The organism is Nocardioides endophyticus, from assembly GCF_039543845.1.
Taxonomy (GTDB): domain Bacteria; phylum Actinomycetota; class Actinomycetes; order Propionibacteriales; family Nocardioidaceae; genus Nocardioides; species Nocardioides endophyticus.
The window spans coordinates 46,957-64,390 of the sequence record NZ_BAABKN010000006.1 but is presented as its reverse complement, the minus strand read 5'-3'; the positions used below and the strand labels follow the sequence as shown (position 1 = coordinate 64,390).

The following is a 17,434-nucleotide window of genomic DNA, read 5'->3' as shown; positions in this document are numbered from 1 at the left end:
CGCCCGCTGACCTGCGGACTTGTGGTCTCGACCGCTGGTTGCGTCGGTGTCCGTCTGCGACCGACCGCGATGCAAAGCGCGCCCAAAGCGCGCCATCTGCGAAGGCCGGCTCACAGGTGCACAGTCGACAGCAAAGCGACCGCGCTCCTCCTACGGCTCCGGGCACCGCGGACCCGTCCGCGGTGCCCAGATGCGTTGAGGCGTGATCAGAGGTCGAGGAGCAGCCGGCCGCCGGTGCAGCGCGAGACGCACACCATCATCATCTCGCCGCTCTCTCGCTCCTCCGGGCTGAGCACGGCGTCGCGATGCTCAATGGTCTCGCCTCCACGGAGCACCCCGACCTCACAGGTGCCACACGTTCCCTCCGTGCATGAGGACAGCACGCGTGCTCCGTTCTCACCGAGCACCGAGAGGATGGAGCGGTCAGCAGGCACGGTCAGAACCGCGCCACTGCTCGCGAGCTCGACCTCGAACGACGTGTTCGTCGCCGCGTCGAAGTCCAGCGGCTCGAACCTCTCGAAATGGACCGTCCCGCTGGGCCAGTCCTTCGTGGCGCCGACGACTGCATCGATGAACGGTCCCGGCCCGCACGTGTAGACGAGCGTGTCAGGCCGGACATCGGCGAAATATCCGGCCAAGTCGAACAGGCCCGACTCGTCATCCGCGTTGACAGTGAGTCGGCCGCCCAGCGCATCTTCCAGTTCGTCGGCGAAGGCCATCACCTCGCGGCTGCGGGCGCAATAGATGAACTCGAAGTCGGCGCCAGCGGCCAGCGCGGCCCGGGCCATGGGGACGAGGGGCGTGACTCCGATGCCGCCGGCGGCGAATACATAGCGCTGGGCGGGCAGTAGCTCGAAGTGGTTGCGCGGACCACGCAACTGGAGGCGATCGCCCTCGCGGAGCCCCTCGTGCAGATAGGCGGAGCCACCACGGCTCGCTGGGTCTCGGAGGACACCGATTCGATATCTGGAGAGACCGCTGGTCGAGCCACACAGGCTGTATTGGCGCACCATGCCGTCGGGCAGGAGCACGTCGACATGCGCGCCGGGCTCCCAAGCGGGCAGGTCTGCTCCGGAGGTCGCCTTGAGGGTAAGGGTGGCGATGTCGAGCGACGCCTGGACCTTTCGAGTCACTTCGACCTCGATGGTCTCCTCCCGAAGAATGTTGTCCTTCGGCACCACTGCAACCTCCGTCATGAGGCCTATCCCTTCGTTGCGTCGGCCGATGTTCGCAGATTAGAAGGGCCCGGGCGCGGGCGTGTCCGCGGTCACGCCGGATTCCCCTTGGCGGAACAGCCGTGAACATGTGCCGCGCCGGCGATCGGGGCGGCAGCATCAATACAAGGGCCGTTCCGCGACTAGGAATTGGCATCCTGCAGAGCCAGAGGTGGCCCGCCGATCCGTAGGTTCGGTTGAAGTCGCGCGCGTGGTGTCGCCGAGCATGTCGGCGCGGGCGCGGGGCAGGAAGGCGGCAGGCAGAATGAAAGCGTATGAGGCACTTGCTCGGGCGCTTCTCGACAGTGGAGTCGACCACCTCTTCGGGCTGATCGGCGACGCCAACATGGACCACGTCGCGAAGTACGTCGAGGACGGTCGCGGGCGCTATATCGGTGCCGTCGACGAGCGCGGCGCCACGAGCATGGCTGATGGCTTTGCCCGGGCAGGCGGTCGCGTCGGCGTGGTGACGGTGACTCATGGCCCCGGCGCCGCCAACACCCTGAACCCCGTCGTCGAGGCAGTGAGGGCGCACAGCCCGCTCCTGCTCCTGACGGGCGACACACCCGCAGGACGGGGGCACGCACAGTCCATCGATCTTCGCGCGTTGTTCTCGGCAACAGGAGCGTCCTATCGACTTGTGAGCGACGTCGCCCATCTGGTTGACGAGTTGAGATCCGCGATCGAGCAGGTGACGACGACGAGGACGCCTCTGGTCCTGAACATCCCGGTCGATGTGCAGAACAAGGACGTCGACTACCTGGCACCGTCGCTGACGTCAGTGGCCCGGACGACTCCGAGGCTCGATGAGGACTCCCTCGACGCTGCTCTTGGAATCGTCGCGACAGCTCGGCGGCCGCTCGTGGTAGCGGGGCAGGGTGCAGTCAGCTCGGGCGCCGGCCGAGCCATCGCGGAGTTGGCAGACCTCTTGCAGGCGCCCCTCGCCACCACCGCCTCTGGCAAGGACTTGTTCTTCGGGCATCCCTACGACCTCGGCATCATGGGGAGTCTTGGGCACCCCTGGGCGGTCGACGTCATGGCCAAGGCTGACTGCGTGATCGCGTTTGGAGCGGGACTCAACCCGAACACGACGGTTGACGGAGGGCTGCTCGATGGCCGTGCGCTGATCCAGTGCGATCTCTATCCCGAGCGGATTGGACAGTGGACAGCGCCCACCGTCGCGATTCACGGCGATGCGAACGATGTCGCCATGAGCATGGTGCAGCAGCTGAACGAGATCGACTTCCGTCCGCCGGGGTCCTTCCGGGTGGCCGAGATGGGACAAGGAGTCAGCGAGCGCTCGCCGTACGACGACCACGAGGACGAGAGCACCGACAGTACGCTCGACATGCGCACCGCCGCGATCGCGCTGCAGGAGATGCTGCCTGCCGACAAGGTGCTGGTCAGCGACACCGGCCGGTTCGTCTTGCCGACCTGGCGGTACCTACACGTGCAGGATTCCGGCAAGTTCATGCACACCCTGGCCTGGTCCTCGATCGGGCTCGGCATCGCCACGGCCATCGGAGCCGCCATCGCTTCGCCCGAGAGGCCAACGGTGGCTCTGGTGGGCGACGGGGGCGCCATGATGGGGATGATCGAACTGGCCACGGCAGTGCAGCATCAGGTCCCCGTCGTGGTGGTGGTCTTCAACGACGGCGCGTACGGCGCCGAATACACCAAGCTTCAGCAGCACGGGCTTGACCCGCGGCATTCGCTCCTGCGCTGGCCCTCGTTGGCCACTCTCGCCCGCGCGCTCGGCGCGCACAGCGTCACGGCCAGGAGCGTGGCCGAGCTCAAGGCGGCGGTTTCCGATCTCGCCCCGGTCACCGGCCCCGCGGTGATCGAGGTGCACGCGGATCCGACTGTCAACCCTGGTATGTGAACCGCGCTGACTCGCCGCCCGCCGCATGGTCTCGACAAAGCAGAGGCGCCTGTCCCGAGATGGGACAGGCGCCTCACGCTCATCGCGGTACGGACGACTCGATGGGCCTAATCGTCGCCGTTCGGGAAGCGATCGCTAAGGTCCGGAGCGTCCTCCTCCTTGAGGGCACCGGTCGCGAGGAGCAGGTCGAGGTTCGGCTGCATCTCGGCCTGCGTGATGTGCGCCTGGATCGGAATGGGCCACGGCAGGGTCTCCAACACGTCCATCGGGATCTGCAGCCATTCGGAGAGTTCCTGGATAGCCGCATCCTTGTTGTCGTCCATCCACTCTGCCGCCTCCTGCAACGCGGCCTCGAACGCAGCGGCTTCTTCCGGGTGCTCGTCAGCCCAGCTGCGGGTCGACGTGTAGATGATGCTCGCCATGGCCTCCTGATCCGGCGCGAGAGCCCGCAGGGCGGTGTCCTGCACGTCGAAGAGGGCCTTGTTCTCCGGGTCTTGGAGCATCGTGAGCGAGAACGGGATGGACGACACGACGGCGTCGACCTGGCCTGCCTTGAGCTGGTCGCCCATGGACTCGAACGGCACCTGCACCAGCTCGACTGAGTCGGGGTCCTCGCCCGCCTGCTCCACGACGAATCTGACCGCGTTCGGACTGCTGCCGGTGAGGGTAGCCACGGCGACTCGCTTACCGGCCAGGTCTCCCGCTTCGGTGATCGAGGGATCGCGAACGATCAGCGGGTTCCCGGCCAGCGACCCCTCGGTCGTCACCTGACCACCGGCAAGAACGACCAGGTCGAGCTGCTTGGCGCCTGCGAGGTAGACGCCGGGGGTCTCCATCGCGATATCCCACTGCTTGTCCAGCCCTGCCATCCAGGTAGGGAGGTCCAGCCCTTCGGTCGCCTCGACCTCGAGACCGTGCTTCTCGAAGAGGCCTTCAGTGATGGCCAGGTGGACCGGCAGGGTGGTCGCACCTGGGGTGAAGGCCAAGCGAATCTTCGTTCGTCCGTCCGCGCCGGCCTCGTCGTCGCCCCCGCACGCGGCGAGGGTGCCGACGAGGAGCATGCTGGCGATGACCGCCAGCAACTTGTAGATCTTCACTTCAGATACTCCTTGGTGATGGGGCGCATGACGGCGCCGGGTCCCGGAAGCGATTGGCTCCGGGAGGTCAGTGCTGTGCCGACGGGTGGCGGCGCAGCAAGAACGTGGCCGAGCCCTGGACGATCAGGTTGAGCGAGTAGCCGAGCACGCCGATGATGAACAACAGGGCCCATACCGAAGCGGACTCAAAGAGCTGCTGTCGAATGACAAGCAGGCGACCGATGCCGCCACCGCTTCCGATCATGTCGACGAGGAGGGTGACCACCAGGCCGATGGACAAGGCGGTCCGGAGGCCGACCACGATGCCGGGAAGCAGTGACGGGAGCGTCACCTTGGCGAGTGTCTCCGCCTTCCCGAGGCCGAGCACGCGAGCGGCCTCGCGTCGCGTCGCCGGCATTGCGTGCACTGCGCCGATCGTGTTCAGCAGCACCGGCCAGATCACACTGAGCACGACGATGACCACGCCCGCTTTCATGGTGATTCCCAGGAGCAGCGTCAGGACCGGCACGAGCACTGGTGGCGGAAGCGTGCGGAAGAAGTCGATGAGCGGGGTCAGTGCTCGCTCAAGGGGTGGCAGGAAGCCGATCACGACACCGCAGCCAACTCCGAGCACGGTCACGAAGAGCATGGACACGAGGAACGTGGTCATCGTGGTCTTGAGTGCGGGCCACAAGTCGCCGCTGTTGACGAGGTCCCGTGCGGCATCCCACCACGTCGTCGGTGGAGGGAAGGAGACCGAGCTCTCCGTGGTCGTGATCTGCCAGATGGCCAGTCCGAGGGCGAGTGGGACCAGGCCGAGTAGCCAGAGACCGAAGGTTTTCATGCTTGCCTCCTCAGCTCTTGGCTGCCAGGCATGATCACGCGGACGCCGACGATCAGAGCAAGATTGATGAGATAGCCGAGAAGGCCGGTGACGACGGCGTAGGCGAAGAGGAGGTCCGGTCGGAGCGACTTCTGGGCCTGGGACAGCGCCCAGCCGATGCCCTCGGGGTTGATCATGATCTCGGCGATGATGACCACCACGAGACACGTCACGACGGCGAGTCGTACGCCGACCAGGATGGACGGGACGATCGACGGAATCACAATCTTGAGCGTGCGTTCGCGGCGTCCAAGATGAAGGACCTTGCCGACCTCATGAAGGCGGGGGTTGATCGTCCGGACGCCCGCGATGGTGCTCAGCAGGATCGGCCAGACGCCGGCGAAGACCGCGACCACGACCTCCGACTCCACGGCGGGGCCGAGCAGAAGCAGTGCGACCGGCATCAATGACACGGCGGGGATGCTGCGCAGGAAGTCGACGCTGGCTCCGGTCATCACTTCGACCGGTCGCACCAAGCCAACCAGCGTGCCCAGGCCAACGCCTATTCCGATAGCGAGCAGCGAAGCGATCCCAGCCGTGTAAAGCGTGTGTCCCAACTGGGATACCAGCGATCCGTCGCCCACGATCTCGCCCAATCCGCTCGCCACCTCGGTCGGCTTGGGCAGATAGTCGAACTCGACGATCTTCCAGGCGACAGCCAACTGCCATACGAGCACGATCAGCAGAACGAGGCCCCCGCCCGCGAGATTCAGGCGCACGGACCACTGCCGCAGAGTCCTCATTGGTTGTGCTCCGCAGCGAGCGCGGCGTGGACCTGATGGCGCACCTCGAGGTAACGGGGCAACTCTCGGGTCTCGACCTGATCACGCGGCCGCTCGAGCTCGGTCGCGATCTCGAGTGGGACGTGCCCGGGAGAACCGGCGATCAACGCGACTCGGTCGCTGAGATAGATCGCCTCTTCGATGTCATGCGTGATGAAGATGACGGTTGCCTGGGTGTCACGCTGAAGCCTCAGCAACTGGTCCTGCATGCTCGCCTTAGTCATCGCATCCAGAGCTCCGAACGGCTCGTCCATGAGGAGGACTCGTGGCCGAAGGGCAAGCGCGCGGGCGATCTGCACGCGCTGTTGCATTCCTCCGGAGAGCCGCCACGGGTAGTCCTTCGCACGCGACTCCAGGCCGACCATGCTGAGCGCCTCTCGGACTCGGTCCTGGCGCTCGGACTTGCCGATGCGACCCTCCAGCGGGAGACCCACATTGCGTTCGAGAGATCGCCACGGGAGCAGCGCAGCGGCATAGTCCTGGAACACCGTGACGACCTGCTCAGGTGGCCCGGTGATCTCGAATCCATCGACCGAGGCACTGCCCGATGTCGGCCGAAGGAGGCCGCCGAGCACCCGGAGCAGGGTGGTCTTTCCGGTCCCCGACCGACCGACGATCCCAAGGATCTCGCCCTCCGGCACGGTCAGGTTGATGTCCCTGAGGATGTCCAGCGGACCCCTATCGGTCGGCAGGGTGACACTCACGTGACGTAGGACGTAGCAGTCCGATCGCGACGTAGAGATGGCGACAGGCGCTGGCGTCTCGGGTCGCGCCCCAACCCTGTTCACGGTCATAAGCCGGAATCTAGGGTCCTTGTGACGCGAGTCTCGTCCGCGACCTCTTGATTCCCTATGGCGGAACGAATGGCAGGGTTGAGGTCCCTTGAATTCAGCGTCGGGAATCGCCTGCGACTCGCGTTCCGGCACGGGAAACTAACGGCGACGGTCGCTGAGTCCTCGTCCGGTGTGCTTAGCGTCCCGAGGGTGACTATCAACAATGTCGGCGCACGGACCGGAAGACATCGACTCGAGAGCGCGGTTCGGTGACGGCGAGGGAGACGTGAGACGGGCTGCCTAACAGCCCGCTGCCCGGAGGCGACTCCGCTTACATCCGCCCCATGGGCGAGGCCCCGCGGGTCGATTGCCTCAACCTGCTGTTCGGCGTGCTCGCCCGGATCAAGGACACTGCCGGCGCATTCACGACGCTCGGGATCGCGGGGGCACGAGGAGCCATGGCCCCCGCGCACTCGCACGGTACGGAAGCCGAGGCGTTCTAACGTGCTCGACGGCCGAATGGACGTCCCTGTCGCCGACCAGAGCCGCTGCGCCGCCTTCGTCTACATTCCACGTGCAACCCGCCACGCCTTCGAGATCACGTCGACTTCCGCGACGTTCCTGTGCCTGGTCGTGCCTGGTGGTTTCGAGGACTACTTCCTCGAATTGGGCGAACTCACCGACCGAAGGTTTCCGCGCGAACCGACTGACTTCAGGCTAGGCCAGCGCTGAGCTGCGGGCCGAGGTGGCCGCCCGACACCGCTGGACTCGCGAAGAGGATCACTGACACCCCACAGGTTCAACCAGGACGTTAGGCACGAGCTTGGACGCCGGCGAGGAGCTGGCGGACCATAACGATCCACTGCACCTGGTTGGTGCCCTCGTAGATCTGGGTGACCTTGGCGTCGCGCATCATTCGCTCGACCGGGTAGTCGCGGGTGTAGCCGTAGCCGCCGAGCACCTGGACCGCGTTGGTCGTGACCTCCATCGCGACGTCCGAGGCGAAGCACTTCGCGACCGCGCCGAAGAACGTCAGGTCGCTGTCGCCGCGCTCGGACTTGGCGGCTGCGGCGTAGGTCAGCTGGCGCGCATGAAGAAGTGCACCCCCATGACTCGATCGGCCCGGCCGGAGACGGCGCCAAGCTTGACGATCGGGATGCTGGAGGTGTTACAGGCAAGGATTGCTTCATCGTTCTCCAGCAGCCTTCCGACCTGCCAGAAGGGGTCGAGCTTCACGTCCTCGCGCTCGGAGGCGGCCTCCACCACCAAGTCGCGGTCTTTGAGCATGCCGAGGTCAGTGGCGAACGAGATACGCTGGAGCGTCGCCACCGCCGTCTCTTCGGTGATCTTCCCGCGGCTCGCCGCCTTGTCCAGACTCTGGCGGGTCCTGTCCTTGGCCGCGCCGGCCGCGGCGTCGGTGATCTCGACGACAACGACGCTCAACCCGGCCCGGGCGCTCGCCTCGCTGATGCCCGCCCCATCAGGCCGCCACCGATTACGCCAATGTTCTTCACGTTCTTGCTCCTGGATGGAAGGGTTGATGTCAAGACCGCCGTCGCATCGACGGGCACGTGCGGCCCGGCCCGGCGCGAGGCGAGAGAGGGCGCCCTACAGGGCCATGAACAGAATCTCGTCGCGGGTGTAGGTACGGCCTGGGTGGGCTTCGTTCAGGTGCTCATGGACCGCTTCCACCAGAACGTCGTCGTCTTCCGCTCTGATCACGACGCCGCACGGACAAGTCAGGACTGTCTTCATGACATGGCCCCTATGCGCCGGCCGAACTGGCGTCGGCCGTGAGTGCGCCAAGGGTGGCGCCGGTCACGGTCCGGTAGTTCTCCAGCATGCGGTGCATCTCTTCGGCTGTGATCACGTCGGCGATGTCGTCGAACGGGCGGTCGCCCGTGCGCTCAAAGACTTCGCGAAGCAGCGCGTCGGGGGGATTGACCCGGTTGAGCTCAACGACCTCAGCCGTGCGTGGCAGACGCCCACGCTCGTAACGGACGAGGGCTGCGCGAGGGTCGGACTCCTCGAGCAACGCGGCGGTGAGCGCGCGCGTGTCCAGGATCGCCTGCCCGGCACCGTTCGAACCACGCGGGACCATCGGATGGGCGGCGTCGCCGAGAAGGGTCACGCCGCCCTTGGTCCAGAACGGCAGCGGGTCCTGGTCGACCATCGGGTACTCGAACACGTGACTGCTGGCCTTCAGCATGGCCGGGACGTCCAGCCAATCCCATGCCCAATCCTGGAACGGCTCGAGGAACTCCCCGTCGGAGCTCACCTGGCTCCAGTCGCGATCCGTGCGCTGAGGGACCGCGAGCTCGGCGACCCAGTTGATCAACTGAGTGCCGTCGGGATAGTCGATGATCGGGTAGATGACGAGCTTCCCGGTCTCGAGCCACCCCACGCGTGCCATGCTGGCTCCGTCGAGGAAGGGCTTCATCCGCGTGGTTCCGCGCCACATCGTGTAGCCGGAGTAGCGCAAGGCACCCTCATCAGGGTGCAGGATCTTGCGGATGGTCGAGTGAACGCCGTCGCAGGCGATCGCGACGACCCCGTCATAAGTGGTCTCGTGCCCCGCGCTGTCGATCGTGTGGACGCTGACGCGGTCTCCATGGTCGGTATAGCTGACAACCTTCGCGTCGAGCACCAGACTGCCTGCGCCCAGGCGGTCTCGCACGGCCTGCGCGAGTGCCAGTTGCAGCTCGCCACGGTGGACGGAGTACTGCGGCCACGGAAAGCCGGCGTTGCGCCCCGCGGGATCCGCATGGACGAACTGGCCGAAGCGGTTGTAGAAGACCGACTGGGAAGTCTCGACCGAAACGGGGGCGAGCGCATCCTGCAGCCCGAGCTCCCACAGTTCCTTGCTCGCGTGCGGAAGAAGATTGATCCCCACACCTAGGGGCTTGAGATCGGGCACTGCCTCCAGCACCCTGGCCGGGATTCCTGCGCGCTCGAGCTGGAGCGCCAGCGTGAGTCCACCGATGCCGCCACCGATGATGAGCACCTCGTTGCTGGGGGCCATTCTCCGTCTCCCGCTTCTACGATTGGACGCACTGCCTAGGTGAACCCATACCGGGCACGTCCCCGACCTTCGCCCACGACCCGCAGCCGGCGCTGCCCACGCGTCTCGAATTCCGTCCTGCGCTACAGCGTTGAATGACACAGGGCGAACTAGGAGCCAGAGTGTGACCGTCGCCACTGATGTGCGATAGTTGATTCCATTATGAGGAACGATGGCCCCACCACCATGTCGTCGGTCGACAACACGTTGCGTGTGCTGGAACTGTTGAGTTCACGCCCTACCTTGAGGGTCGTCGAGGTAGCAGAGCACCTCGGAGTAGCCCGATCCACTGCCCATCGCATCCTGGCCGCACTCCTTGCCCGTGGATTCGTCGTCCAGGACGCGCGGAAGATCTACCGGGTGGGGCCGGCCATCGAGCAGTTCAAGAACCAGCCCCGCACTGGTGCACGCGTCTCCAAGGACCTCATCCATCCCCATCTCGAGCGCCTGGCCAGCACCGTTGGCGAGACCTGCCACATTGCCGTCCTCGAAGGGAACGGAACACGGTTCATCGACAGCGTCGAGTCGCAGCACGTCCTGCGGGTCGGCACCCGCACCGGCATGCTCCTGCCAGCTCACAAGACCGCCATTGGCGTCGCACTCCTGGCTGAGTTGCCGCTCAGCAGCCTCCGGTCGATCTACCCACGGGGGCTCACCGGGGACGCTCGGGAGGCCAAGCAGACACTTCCGACATTGGAGCGAAAGGTTCGAGCCGTCCGCCGAGCCGGTTACGCCACCAACCACGGCGAGAGCGACGCAGGCATCTCAGCAGTGGCACTGTGCCTGCGCGATCCCTTCGATCGGGCATTCGCCGGTATCGCCGTCGCGGTACCGACGCCGCGTTTCGACCGATACTCACTGAACGACCTGGTCGAGGCCCTGTCCACCACCGCTGCCGACGTGCGCGCAGAGATGTCAGAGAGGTCAGACGACCCGGCTCCTCTCCCTGGTGGTGACGCCGAGACCACCGGGCCGGCCGTGGCCTCGTAGCTCCGGTCATGATCGACATCCGGATTCCGCGATAGCGAATTCACCGCGACTGGCCGGGCGCCGACGACGAGCCCGGCTAGCGTCCGCACTTGCCAGTCGACCCGTCTTCAGGAGCCACTGTGACCTCGTCCGTGACCGTGCCATCGACTCGACCGAAGGACGTTCCCGACTACCGCGCCCGCGCGATGCTCGACGGGCAGCGCGTCGTTGTCCTGGGCGGTGGCGCCGGCATGGGGAGGCAAACGGTGCACGCCTTGGCACAACTTGGGGCGGCCGTGGCCTGCGTGGACCGGGACCAGCACATCGCGGATGTCGTTGCCAGCGAGTCCGGCACCGTCGCGCTGGCATGCGACGTGGTCGACGAGGAAGCCCTGCGTCGATGCTTCGCCGATGCCACCGCCGCATTGGGCGGCTCGCCGACCGCTGTCGTGGACATCGTCGGTACGGCTTGGATCGGCACCCTTGCCGAGATGACTGCCGCCGACTGGGAGTTCCAACTCGACGTCAACCTGCGGCACGCCATCAACGTCTGCAGGATCATCCAGGAGTTTGACCAGCTGCCTTCAGCGGTTGCGTTCGTCGGATCGATCTCCGGCGTCAGGCACGTGCCAAGGCAGGGCGCCTACGGGGTCGTCAAGGCGGCACTGCACCAGCTGGTTCACGCGATGGCCGAGGAGCTGGGCCCGAGAGGCGTCCGGGTCAACGCGATCGCCCCGGGTTGGACCAAGACCCCCCGACTGGTCGAGGCGCTGGGCGAGGAGAAGTGGCGCATCGTCGACTCCGAGATCCCCCGCGGTTTTGCTGCCGACCCCTCCGAGGTCGCGGGTCCGCTCGCATTCCTCGTCTCCCCCCTCGCATCCTTCATCACCGGACAGGTCCTGACGGTTGACGGAGGTCTTACCAATGCGCAGACGACGCCACGCATCTTCTGACAAGCGACCACGACCTCGCCGATCCGAGGCGATGGGGACATCGGCGCGGGTTCCCAACGCAGCGCGCAACGCGCCGCGACGTTTCCCCACCAGCAGCGAAGGAGAGCAGTGATGGCACAAGAGCCAGCGCATCGCCCGCTCGCGGGCCAGGTCGCGGTGGTGACCGGAAGCGCGCAGGGAATCGGTCAGGCGATCGCGGTGCGTCTTGCCCAAGCCGGAGCCGACGTCGTCGGCGCGGACCTGGTCGAGGACGACCAGACGGGTGCGCTCGTCGCCCAGGCAGGCGTGCGGTGGTTGTCGCACAGGTTGGACGTCTCCCACGGCTCTGACATCGACCGGCTCGCAGCAGCGATCGAATCCGAGTGCGGCCGCCTCGACATCCTGGTGAACAATGCCGGGATCGACGACGCAATCAGATTCGACGAGCTCACTCCCGAGCGGTGGCACCAGGTTCTCGCCGTCAATCTCGACGGACCGTTCCGACTCATCAAGGCTCTCGTTCCGCTAATGCGCCGCAACCAGTACGGCCGCATCGTCAACATCGCATCCGGTTCGGTCGTCAACCCGATGCCGGGCTTTATCGCCTACCGGGCCTCCAAGATGGGACTCATCGGAATGACCCGGGCAGTGGCCATCGATCTGGGCCCCGACGGCATCACAGCCAACGTCGTCAGCCCCGGCGTCACTGCCACCCCGATGGTCCAAGGCAGCCTGACCCCCGAGTTTCTCGAGATGACGATCGGCAAGCAGGGCGTGAAGCGGTCGGGCGAGCCGGTCGACATCGCCAACGCAGTGAACTACATCGCCAGTCCTGAGGCGGGGTTCATCACGGGCCAGACGCTCATGGTCAACGGCGGCGCAGCGTTCAGTTGACAGAATTCGGGCACGGTTTCGCCCTGCGGAATCCGCAAGGGGCTCCCAGGTGGCCACCGTCACGCCGACCTAGGTTGGTCCCATGATCGATGGCATGCCGGTCGTGGACGCGATCGTCCACCCATACAACCTCTCCCCAGAGAACGAGAAGACTCCCCACGCGCGCTACATCACGCGAATGCTGTCGGGCGCGAACCACCAGGCGCTCGGCCCGAGATACAGCATTCCGCAGGAGAAGTACGAGCGCGACTGGCCGATGGAGGACGTCGTCGCCATGACCTTCCTCGAGAGCCACGCCGACCTCGCCGCCTACCACGTCCTCCCCATCGGCGCGTTCCACGACGGAGTGTGCGGAATCGACAAGGCCGTGGAGATCAAGAAGCGGTGGCCGCAGCGGTTCTTCCTTTATGCCGGCGTCGACCCGATGCAGGGTCAGAAGGCCATGGACGAACTGGACGAGCAGTACGAGCGCCTCGACGGCCCGTCCGGCCTGAAGCTCTATCCCAACAGCTGGCTCGGCAATCAGATGCTCGGCTGGCAGATGGATGACCCCGAGATCGCCTTCCCCCTCTTCGAGAAAGCTCAGAGTCTGGGGATCAAGGTGGTCGCCATCCACAAGGCCTTGCCGCTCGGTCCGGTTGAGCTCACCTACTACAAGATGGACGACATCGATAGCGCCGCCATGGCCTTCCCCGACCTCCAGTTCGAGGTCGTGCACGGTGGAATGGGCTTCCTCGACGAGTCTGCCTGGCAGATCGCGCGCTTCAGCAACGTGTGGCTCAACCTCGAGAGCACCGCCACCATGCTGACCACGAAGCCGCGCTCGTTCGAGTTGGCGCTCGCCACTTTGGCCGGCCGCACCCGCAAGGCGTACGACCGAATCCTGTGGGGAACCGGATGCATGGTCACTCACCCCCGTCCTCACCTCGAGCGGTTCGCGAAGTTCGAGTTCGCCGAGGAGCGGATGACCGGATGGGGCGTGCCCGCACTGGACCGCGAAGCCAAGAAGAAGATCCTTGCGGAGAACTACGCTGCCATGCACGGGATCGACCTTCAGGCCCGCCTCGAAGCGATCAAGGGCGACGAGATCGACCAGATGCGAGCCGAGTTCACCGAGACCCCAGCCCCGTACTCGCAGACGTCGCTCAGCGACTTCGTCTACTGAGGAGGAAGCGATGAGTGCACCCCATGAGCGCACCACCGCCGAGGTCAACGGAATCAAGCTCAGCTACCTGAGCCAGGGCAGCGGTCCCCTGGTGATCTTCATGCACGGATTTCCCGACCTCGCCTTCTCGTGGCGCCACCAGATGGCAGTTGTCTCTGAGGCGGGATACCGGGCCATCGCACCGGATATGCGGGGCTACGGCGACACCGATGCCCCCGCAGACCCCGGCATGTACAGCCAGTTCCACATCGCCGGCGACATCACCGCGCTCATGGACCAGCTCGGAGAACGGCAGGCGGTCCTGGTCGGACACGACATGGGCGCCAATCTCGCGTGGGCGATGGCTACCTTCGTCCCCGAGCGCGTAAGGGGGGTGGCCGTTCTCAGCATCCCCCACAAGCCTCGCGGCGCCGCGCCGCCGGTGGCCGCGGCACCGCCGCGGTTCTACCAGAAGCTGTTCCAGACCGAGCCCGAAGAGATCGACCTGCACCAGAAGGTGCACACCTTCCTTCCCGGCATCTTCGACCGGCTCAGCGGGAGCTCCGAACTCGGTGCACCACCGAGCCTCATCGTGCCTGAGGGCATGCACTTCAGTGACCTCTTCACCCCACCGAAGGCCGCGCCGGCCTGGCTCGGTGACGACGAGCTCGCGACGTACATCAGCACGTTCGAACGCACCGGCTTCCGCGGGCCGCTCAACTGGTATCGCAACATCGACACGAACTGGCAGACCTTCGCGCCGTGGGCCAGCCAGCAAGTCCGCGTCCCGGCGGCCTTCATCATCGGAACCGACGATGTCGCATGGGCGCTGTTCAAGAACAACGGTGTCATCGACAGCCAGCCTGAGCGGGTTCCGCTCCTCCTCGACATGCGTGTGCTGGAAGGAGTCGGCCACTGGATCGCACAGGAGCGCCCGGAGGAAGTCAACGACCTGCTCCTCAACCTCCTCGCGAAGCTCGACGCCTGACGCCTCCGCAGTCCGGAATTCCTCGTTGGCCAAGTTGGCCAAGTGTTCCGGACTGCGGAAACCGCCACGTCCCACCCGTCGAACCCTCGCCAACAATGAGGAAATAGGTGACGTGGAGCACACCGGTCTCCTGATCCATGGAAAGGACCATCTCATGCAAGCCATCCCGGCTATCGACGTCGATCCGTTCACCGAGGAGGTCCTTTCCGACGGGACCGACTTCCACCAGCAGCTGCTTGCGGCCGCCCCGGTGGTGAAGCTCCAGCAGAGCGAGGGACATGACATCGTCGGGGTAGGTCGCGACGCCGTGGTGCGCGCGATCTTCGAGAATCACACCGACTTCCTCAACAGCCGCGGCGGCGGAATCCTCGATCTCGCCCGCGACGAGCCCTTCCGCAAGCCGGGGGTCCTGCAGGAGACCGACCCGCCCTACCACGACCGGGTACGGAAGGTGATGACCGACATCATCTCTCCCCGCCACTTGCGCGGGCTCCGCCAGGACTTCCAGCGGAAGGCGGATGAGCTTGTCGACAACCTCCTCGACATGCGCGAGTTCGACGCACACACCGACCTTGCCGAGGCATACCCGATGTACGTGATCCCGGATGCCATCATGGGAGTCCGGCCCGGCGGCCGAGAGAACCTTCTGCGGTACAGCATCTGGCTGTTCGAGTCCATGGGCCCCAAGACGCCGCGGGCCCAGCAGGTGATCGACAGCGTTGACAACGTCCAAGGAGCACTCGCCTGGGTCACCGAGAGCACCCAGCGAGAGAACGTCGCCCCTGGAAGCTTCGGTGCGAAGCTATGGGAGGGCGTCGATCAGGGCCTCCTCAGCGAGGAAGAGGCGGGACTGATGACCCGGTCGCTGGTCGGCGCCGGCGTCGACACCACCATCTACGCCCTCGGTCTCACTTTCAACCTCCTCCTCGACAACCCCGTCCAATACGCCCTGCTCCACGAGACGCCCCAGCTGGGGAAGTTCGCCTTCGAGGAAGGGATGCGTTGCGGAGCCCCGGTCCGCCAGATCTGGCGCACGCCGGCGCGTGATCTCGAGATCGAGGGAATCCCGGTACGGGAAGAGCAGAAGATCATGCTCGTCCTCGGCGCGGCCAACCACGACCCCGACCGCTGGGGTCCGACCGCTGACGACTACGACATCAATCGCGACGCTAGCGGTCATCTGGCCCTCGGTCGCGGCATTCACGCGTGCGTCGGTGCGCCGATCGCGCGGCTCGAGGCCGACGTCCTGCTAAGCACGTTCGCCCGCCGAGTCAAGTCTCTCGAGCGCCTCGGCCCATCCGAGCCGTACATCAACAACACGCTGCGCGGCTGGAACTCGATCCCGATCCGGATCACCCCCGCCTGAGCCTGGCAGCGCGCTCTGCGCGCATACCGGAGATGCGAAGAGGGCCCGTCCACCTTGGACGGGCCCTGTGTCGACCTCTTCCTCACAGAACGGTGAGAGGAAACGGCCGGCGCTCGCGGAGCGCTGCATCGGCTCCTCGCGCGACCATGGAGGGGAGCCATTCCGCTTCATAGTCGACCGCGACCGCGACATCGTCGATCTCGGTCAGCGCTCCGACCTCCTCGTAGATCTTGGCCTCGATGTTCCCCAGCTGCATGCAGAGGTTGCTGGTCAGTTGCAACTTGATCCGCGCCGTACGGCCATCACGGGAGGCGTCCAGGACAAGCCCCATGTCAATGAGGTTGATCGGGACACCGGTGGCGATGCTGCAGGGATCGACGATGCGCCGCAGGGCACCGGCGATCTCAGGGTCGAAGGCACTCGTCTCGGGCGGGCCGGCGGGATCCAACTCGAACATCATGCTCAAGCCAGCTTTCCCTGGGCGCGGAGCCGACCGAGTGCATCGAAGTACACGCGCTCGAACTCTGCCTTCGTCTCCCGGATGAAGTCCACGTGCGGCATCTTCCAGTAGGAGTCGGGGTAGTCGTTGCCGTAGGACCCGTCGTCGGAGAAAACCTCCATCTCCCAGTAGCTGCGATAGCCGGCGTCCAGGAGCGCCTCGATGATGGGGCCCGCCGTCGCGCGGCCCCGGCCGGGCAGCTCGCGATCGAACCCGCTGCGCTCCTCGACCCGGGCGTCGCACACCTGCACGCTGTTGATGTAGGACGCGTACGTGTGGATCCGCTCCAGCAGGTCAGGCTCGGGCCAGCTGTGAAAGACGTCGAACATGACGCCGACATTGGGGCTGCCGACCTGGTCGATCACCTCGACGATCATCGGCAATTCATAGACGGGATTGCCGCGTCGCTGGGCGAGAAGTTCGAATCCGATGAGCACGTCGTTGGCCTCGGCGACATCGGCAATCCTGCGGAGATTCGGAACCAGAGCCTCGACCGGGCCAGCGGGATTCTCCGCACTGCCAGAAGTGCCTGGCGCGACGGCGATGACCGCAGGCTTGAACTTCGCGAGGCGTTCAACGCTGCGGCAGATGAGGTCGGTGCGCTGTGCGGGATCCTTCGGCGTACCCGGCAGGTCGAACGGAATGCCGAGGATCGAGTGGCGCTCCGGGACGGCGGTGCTGGTCGCGATGTTGTGCGACGCCATCCACTCGAGGAGCTTCTCGTCCTCCCCCTCGACGAACTTGCCTTCCCACAGGCCCACGGCTGCCGCTCCGACTGTCGCGGACTGCTCGACGTCCTCGTAGATCGAATTGTGGGGGGTGGAGTACGAGCACATGGCAAACTGCGGCGCATCGACGTCCGGGAACACTCGTGGCTGAAGCGGCGTCATTGGATCCTCCGATCTGGCTAGACACTGACGCTATCCACCTGGTCGAGGACCAGCGCTGCCCGACACCCCGATTCCTCCGTA

At 65.7% G+C, this 17,434-nt stretch carries 19 protein-coding genes and 1 pseudogene; 9 read left to right on the top strand and 11 right to left on the bottom strand.

Annotated features, from left to right (window positions below; translation table 11 throughout):
• Positions 1-206: 206 nt before the first annotated feature.
• Positions 207-1,196: a PDR/VanB family oxidoreductase gene (locus ABEA33_RS04965; protein ID WP_345525508.1), complete on the bottom strand. Its 990-nt coding sequence runs from the start codon at positions 1,194-1,196 to the stop codon at positions 207-209.
• 283 nt (positions 1,197-1,479) lie between these two features.
• Between ABEA33_RS04965 and ABEA33_RS04960 the strand changes: the two genes are divergently transcribed.
• On the top strand, positions 1,480-3,096 hold the full coding sequence (locus tag ABEA33_RS04960; RefSeq protein WP_345525507.1) for a thiamine pyrophosphate-binding protein: 1,617 nt from the start codon (positions 1,480-1,482) through the stop codon (positions 3,094-3,096).
• Positions 3,097-3,203: 107 nt separating this feature from the next.
• Here ABEA33_RS04960 and ABEA33_RS04955 read toward each other — a convergent pair whose 3' ends face one another.
• From ABEA33_RS04955 to ABEA33_RS04940, 4 genes are all read right to left on the bottom strand, one after another.
• A complete protein-coding gene (locus ABEA33_RS04955; protein WP_345525506.1) occupies positions 3,204-4,193 on the bottom strand; it encodes an ABC transporter substrate-binding protein in 990 nt (329 codons plus the stop codon).
• A gap of 67 nt (positions 4,194-4,260) precedes the next feature.
• On the bottom strand, positions 4,261-5,016 hold the full coding sequence (locus tag ABEA33_RS04950) for an ABC transporter permease (RefSeq protein ID WP_345525504.1): 756 nt from the start codon (positions 5,014-5,016) through the stop codon (positions 4,261-4,263).
• Positions 5,013-5,774 (bottom strand): ABC transporter permease, encoded by a 762-nt coding sequence (locus tag ABEA33_RS04945; RefSeq protein WP_345525502.1) that lies wholly within the window; start codon positions 5,772-5,774, stop codon positions 5,013-5,015. The genes ABEA33_RS04950 and ABEA33_RS04945 overlap by 4 nt, the downstream gene beginning before the upstream one ends.
• A 20-nt stretch (positions 5,775-5,794) precedes the next feature.
• Complete coding sequence (locus ABEA33_RS04940) at positions 5,795-6,631, bottom strand: ABC transporter ATP-binding protein (protein WP_345525629.1); 837 nt, start codon at positions 6,629-6,631, stop codon at positions 5,795-5,797.
• Between the two features lie 323 nt (positions 6,632-6,954).
• Between ABEA33_RS04940 and ABEA33_RS04935 the strand changes: the two genes are divergently transcribed.
• A complete protein-coding gene (locus ABEA33_RS04935) occupies positions 6,955-7,113 on the top strand; it encodes a cupin domain-containing protein (protein ID WP_345525500.1) in 159 nt (52 codons plus the stop codon).
• A gap of 1 nt (position 7,114) precedes the next feature.
• On the top strand, positions 7,115-7,342 hold the full coding sequence (locus ABEA33_RS04930) for a cupin domain-containing protein (RefSeq protein ID WP_345525499.1): 228 nt from the start codon (positions 7,115-7,117) through the stop codon (positions 7,340-7,342).
• Positions 7,343-7,421: 79 nt separating this feature from the next.
• Here ABEA33_RS04930 and ABEA33_RS04925 read toward each other — a convergent pair.
• From ABEA33_RS04925 to ABEA33_RS04910, 4 genes and pseudogenes are all read right to left on the bottom strand, one after another.
• A pseudogene (locus ABEA33_RS04925) lies at positions 7,422-7,700 on the bottom strand (acyl-CoA dehydrogenase family protein); the annotation flags it as partial.
• Complete coding sequence (locus ABEA33_RS04920; RefSeq protein ID WP_345525497.1) at positions 7,688-8,053, bottom strand: 3-hydroxyacyl-CoA dehydrogenase NAD-binding domain-containing protein; 366 nt, start codon at positions 8,051-8,053, stop codon at positions 7,688-7,690. The pseudogene ABEA33_RS04925 and the gene ABEA33_RS04920, both read right to left, overlap by 13 nt.
• A gap of 165 nt (positions 8,054-8,218) precedes the next feature.
• Positions 8,219-8,365, bottom strand: a complete 147-nt coding sequence (locus ABEA33_RS04915; protein ID WP_345525495.1) for a DUF1059 domain-containing protein — start codon at positions 8,363-8,365, stop codon at positions 8,219-8,221.
• Between the two features lie 10 nt (positions 8,366-8,375).
• Complete coding sequence (locus ABEA33_RS04910) at positions 8,376-9,632, bottom strand: flavin-dependent oxidoreductase (protein WP_345525493.1); 1,257 nt, start codon at positions 9,630-9,632, stop codon at positions 8,376-8,378.
• Positions 9,633-9,857: 225 nt separating this feature from the next.
• On the opposite strand from ABEA33_RS04910, the gene ABEA33_RS04905 reads away from it, so the two are divergent.
• The 6 genes from ABEA33_RS04905 to ABEA33_RS04880 all read left to right on the top strand — a co-directional run bounded on the left by ABEA33_RS04905 (position 9,858) and on the right by ABEA33_RS04880 (position 15,964).
• The gene (locus ABEA33_RS04905) at positions 9,858-10,661 is read left to right on the top strand and encodes an IclR family transcriptional regulator (RefSeq protein ID WP_345525492.1); all 804 of its coding nucleotides are present in this window, start codon (positions 9,858-9,860) and stop codon (positions 10,659-10,661) included.
• A gap of 185 nt (positions 10,662-10,846) precedes the next feature.
• Complete coding sequence (locus tag ABEA33_RS04900) at positions 10,847-11,593, top strand: SDR family NAD(P)-dependent oxidoreductase (protein WP_345525491.1); 747 nt, start codon at positions 10,847-10,849, stop codon at positions 11,591-11,593.
• Positions 11,594-11,704: 111 nt separating this feature from the next.
• Positions 11,705-12,466: an SDR family NAD(P)-dependent oxidoreductase gene (locus tag ABEA33_RS04895; protein WP_345525490.1), complete on the top strand. Its 762-nt coding sequence runs from the start codon at positions 11,705-11,707 to the stop codon at positions 12,464-12,466.
• Positions 12,467-12,548: 82 nt separating this feature from the next.
• Positions 12,549-13,631, top strand: a complete 1,083-nt coding sequence (locus ABEA33_RS04890; RefSeq protein ID WP_345525489.1) for an amidohydrolase family protein — start codon at positions 12,549-12,551, stop codon at positions 13,629-13,631.
• 91 nt (positions 13,632-13,722) lie between these two features.
• On the top strand, positions 13,723-14,598 hold the full coding sequence (locus tag ABEA33_RS04885) for an alpha/beta fold hydrolase (protein WP_345525487.1): 876 nt from the start codon (positions 13,723-13,725) through the stop codon (positions 14,596-14,598).
• Positions 14,599-14,752: 154 nt separating this feature from the next.
• Positions 14,753-15,964 (top strand): cytochrome P450, encoded by a 1,212-nt coding sequence (locus ABEA33_RS04880; protein ID WP_345525486.1) that lies wholly within the window; start codon positions 14,753-14,755, stop codon positions 15,962-15,964.
• An 82-nt stretch (positions 15,965-16,046) separates the two neighbouring features.
• On the opposite strand, the gene ABEA33_RS04875 is transcribed toward ABEA33_RS04880, so the two are convergent.
• Both ABEA33_RS04875 and ABEA33_RS04870 read right to left on the bottom strand, forming a co-directional pair.
• Entirely contained in the window at positions 16,047-16,424 is a 378-nt protein-coding gene (locus ABEA33_RS04875; protein ID WP_345525485.1) for an iron-sulfur cluster assembly protein, read from the bottom strand.
• A gap of 2 nt (positions 16,425-16,426) precedes the next feature.
• Positions 16,427-17,353 carry a sugar phosphate isomerase/epimerase family protein gene (locus ABEA33_RS04870; RefSeq protein ID WP_345525484.1) on the bottom strand — a complete coding sequence of 309 codons (927 nt, stop codon included), beginning with the start codon at positions 17,351-17,353 and terminating at the stop codon, positions 16,427-16,429.
• Positions 17,354-17,434 lie beyond the last annotated feature (81 nt).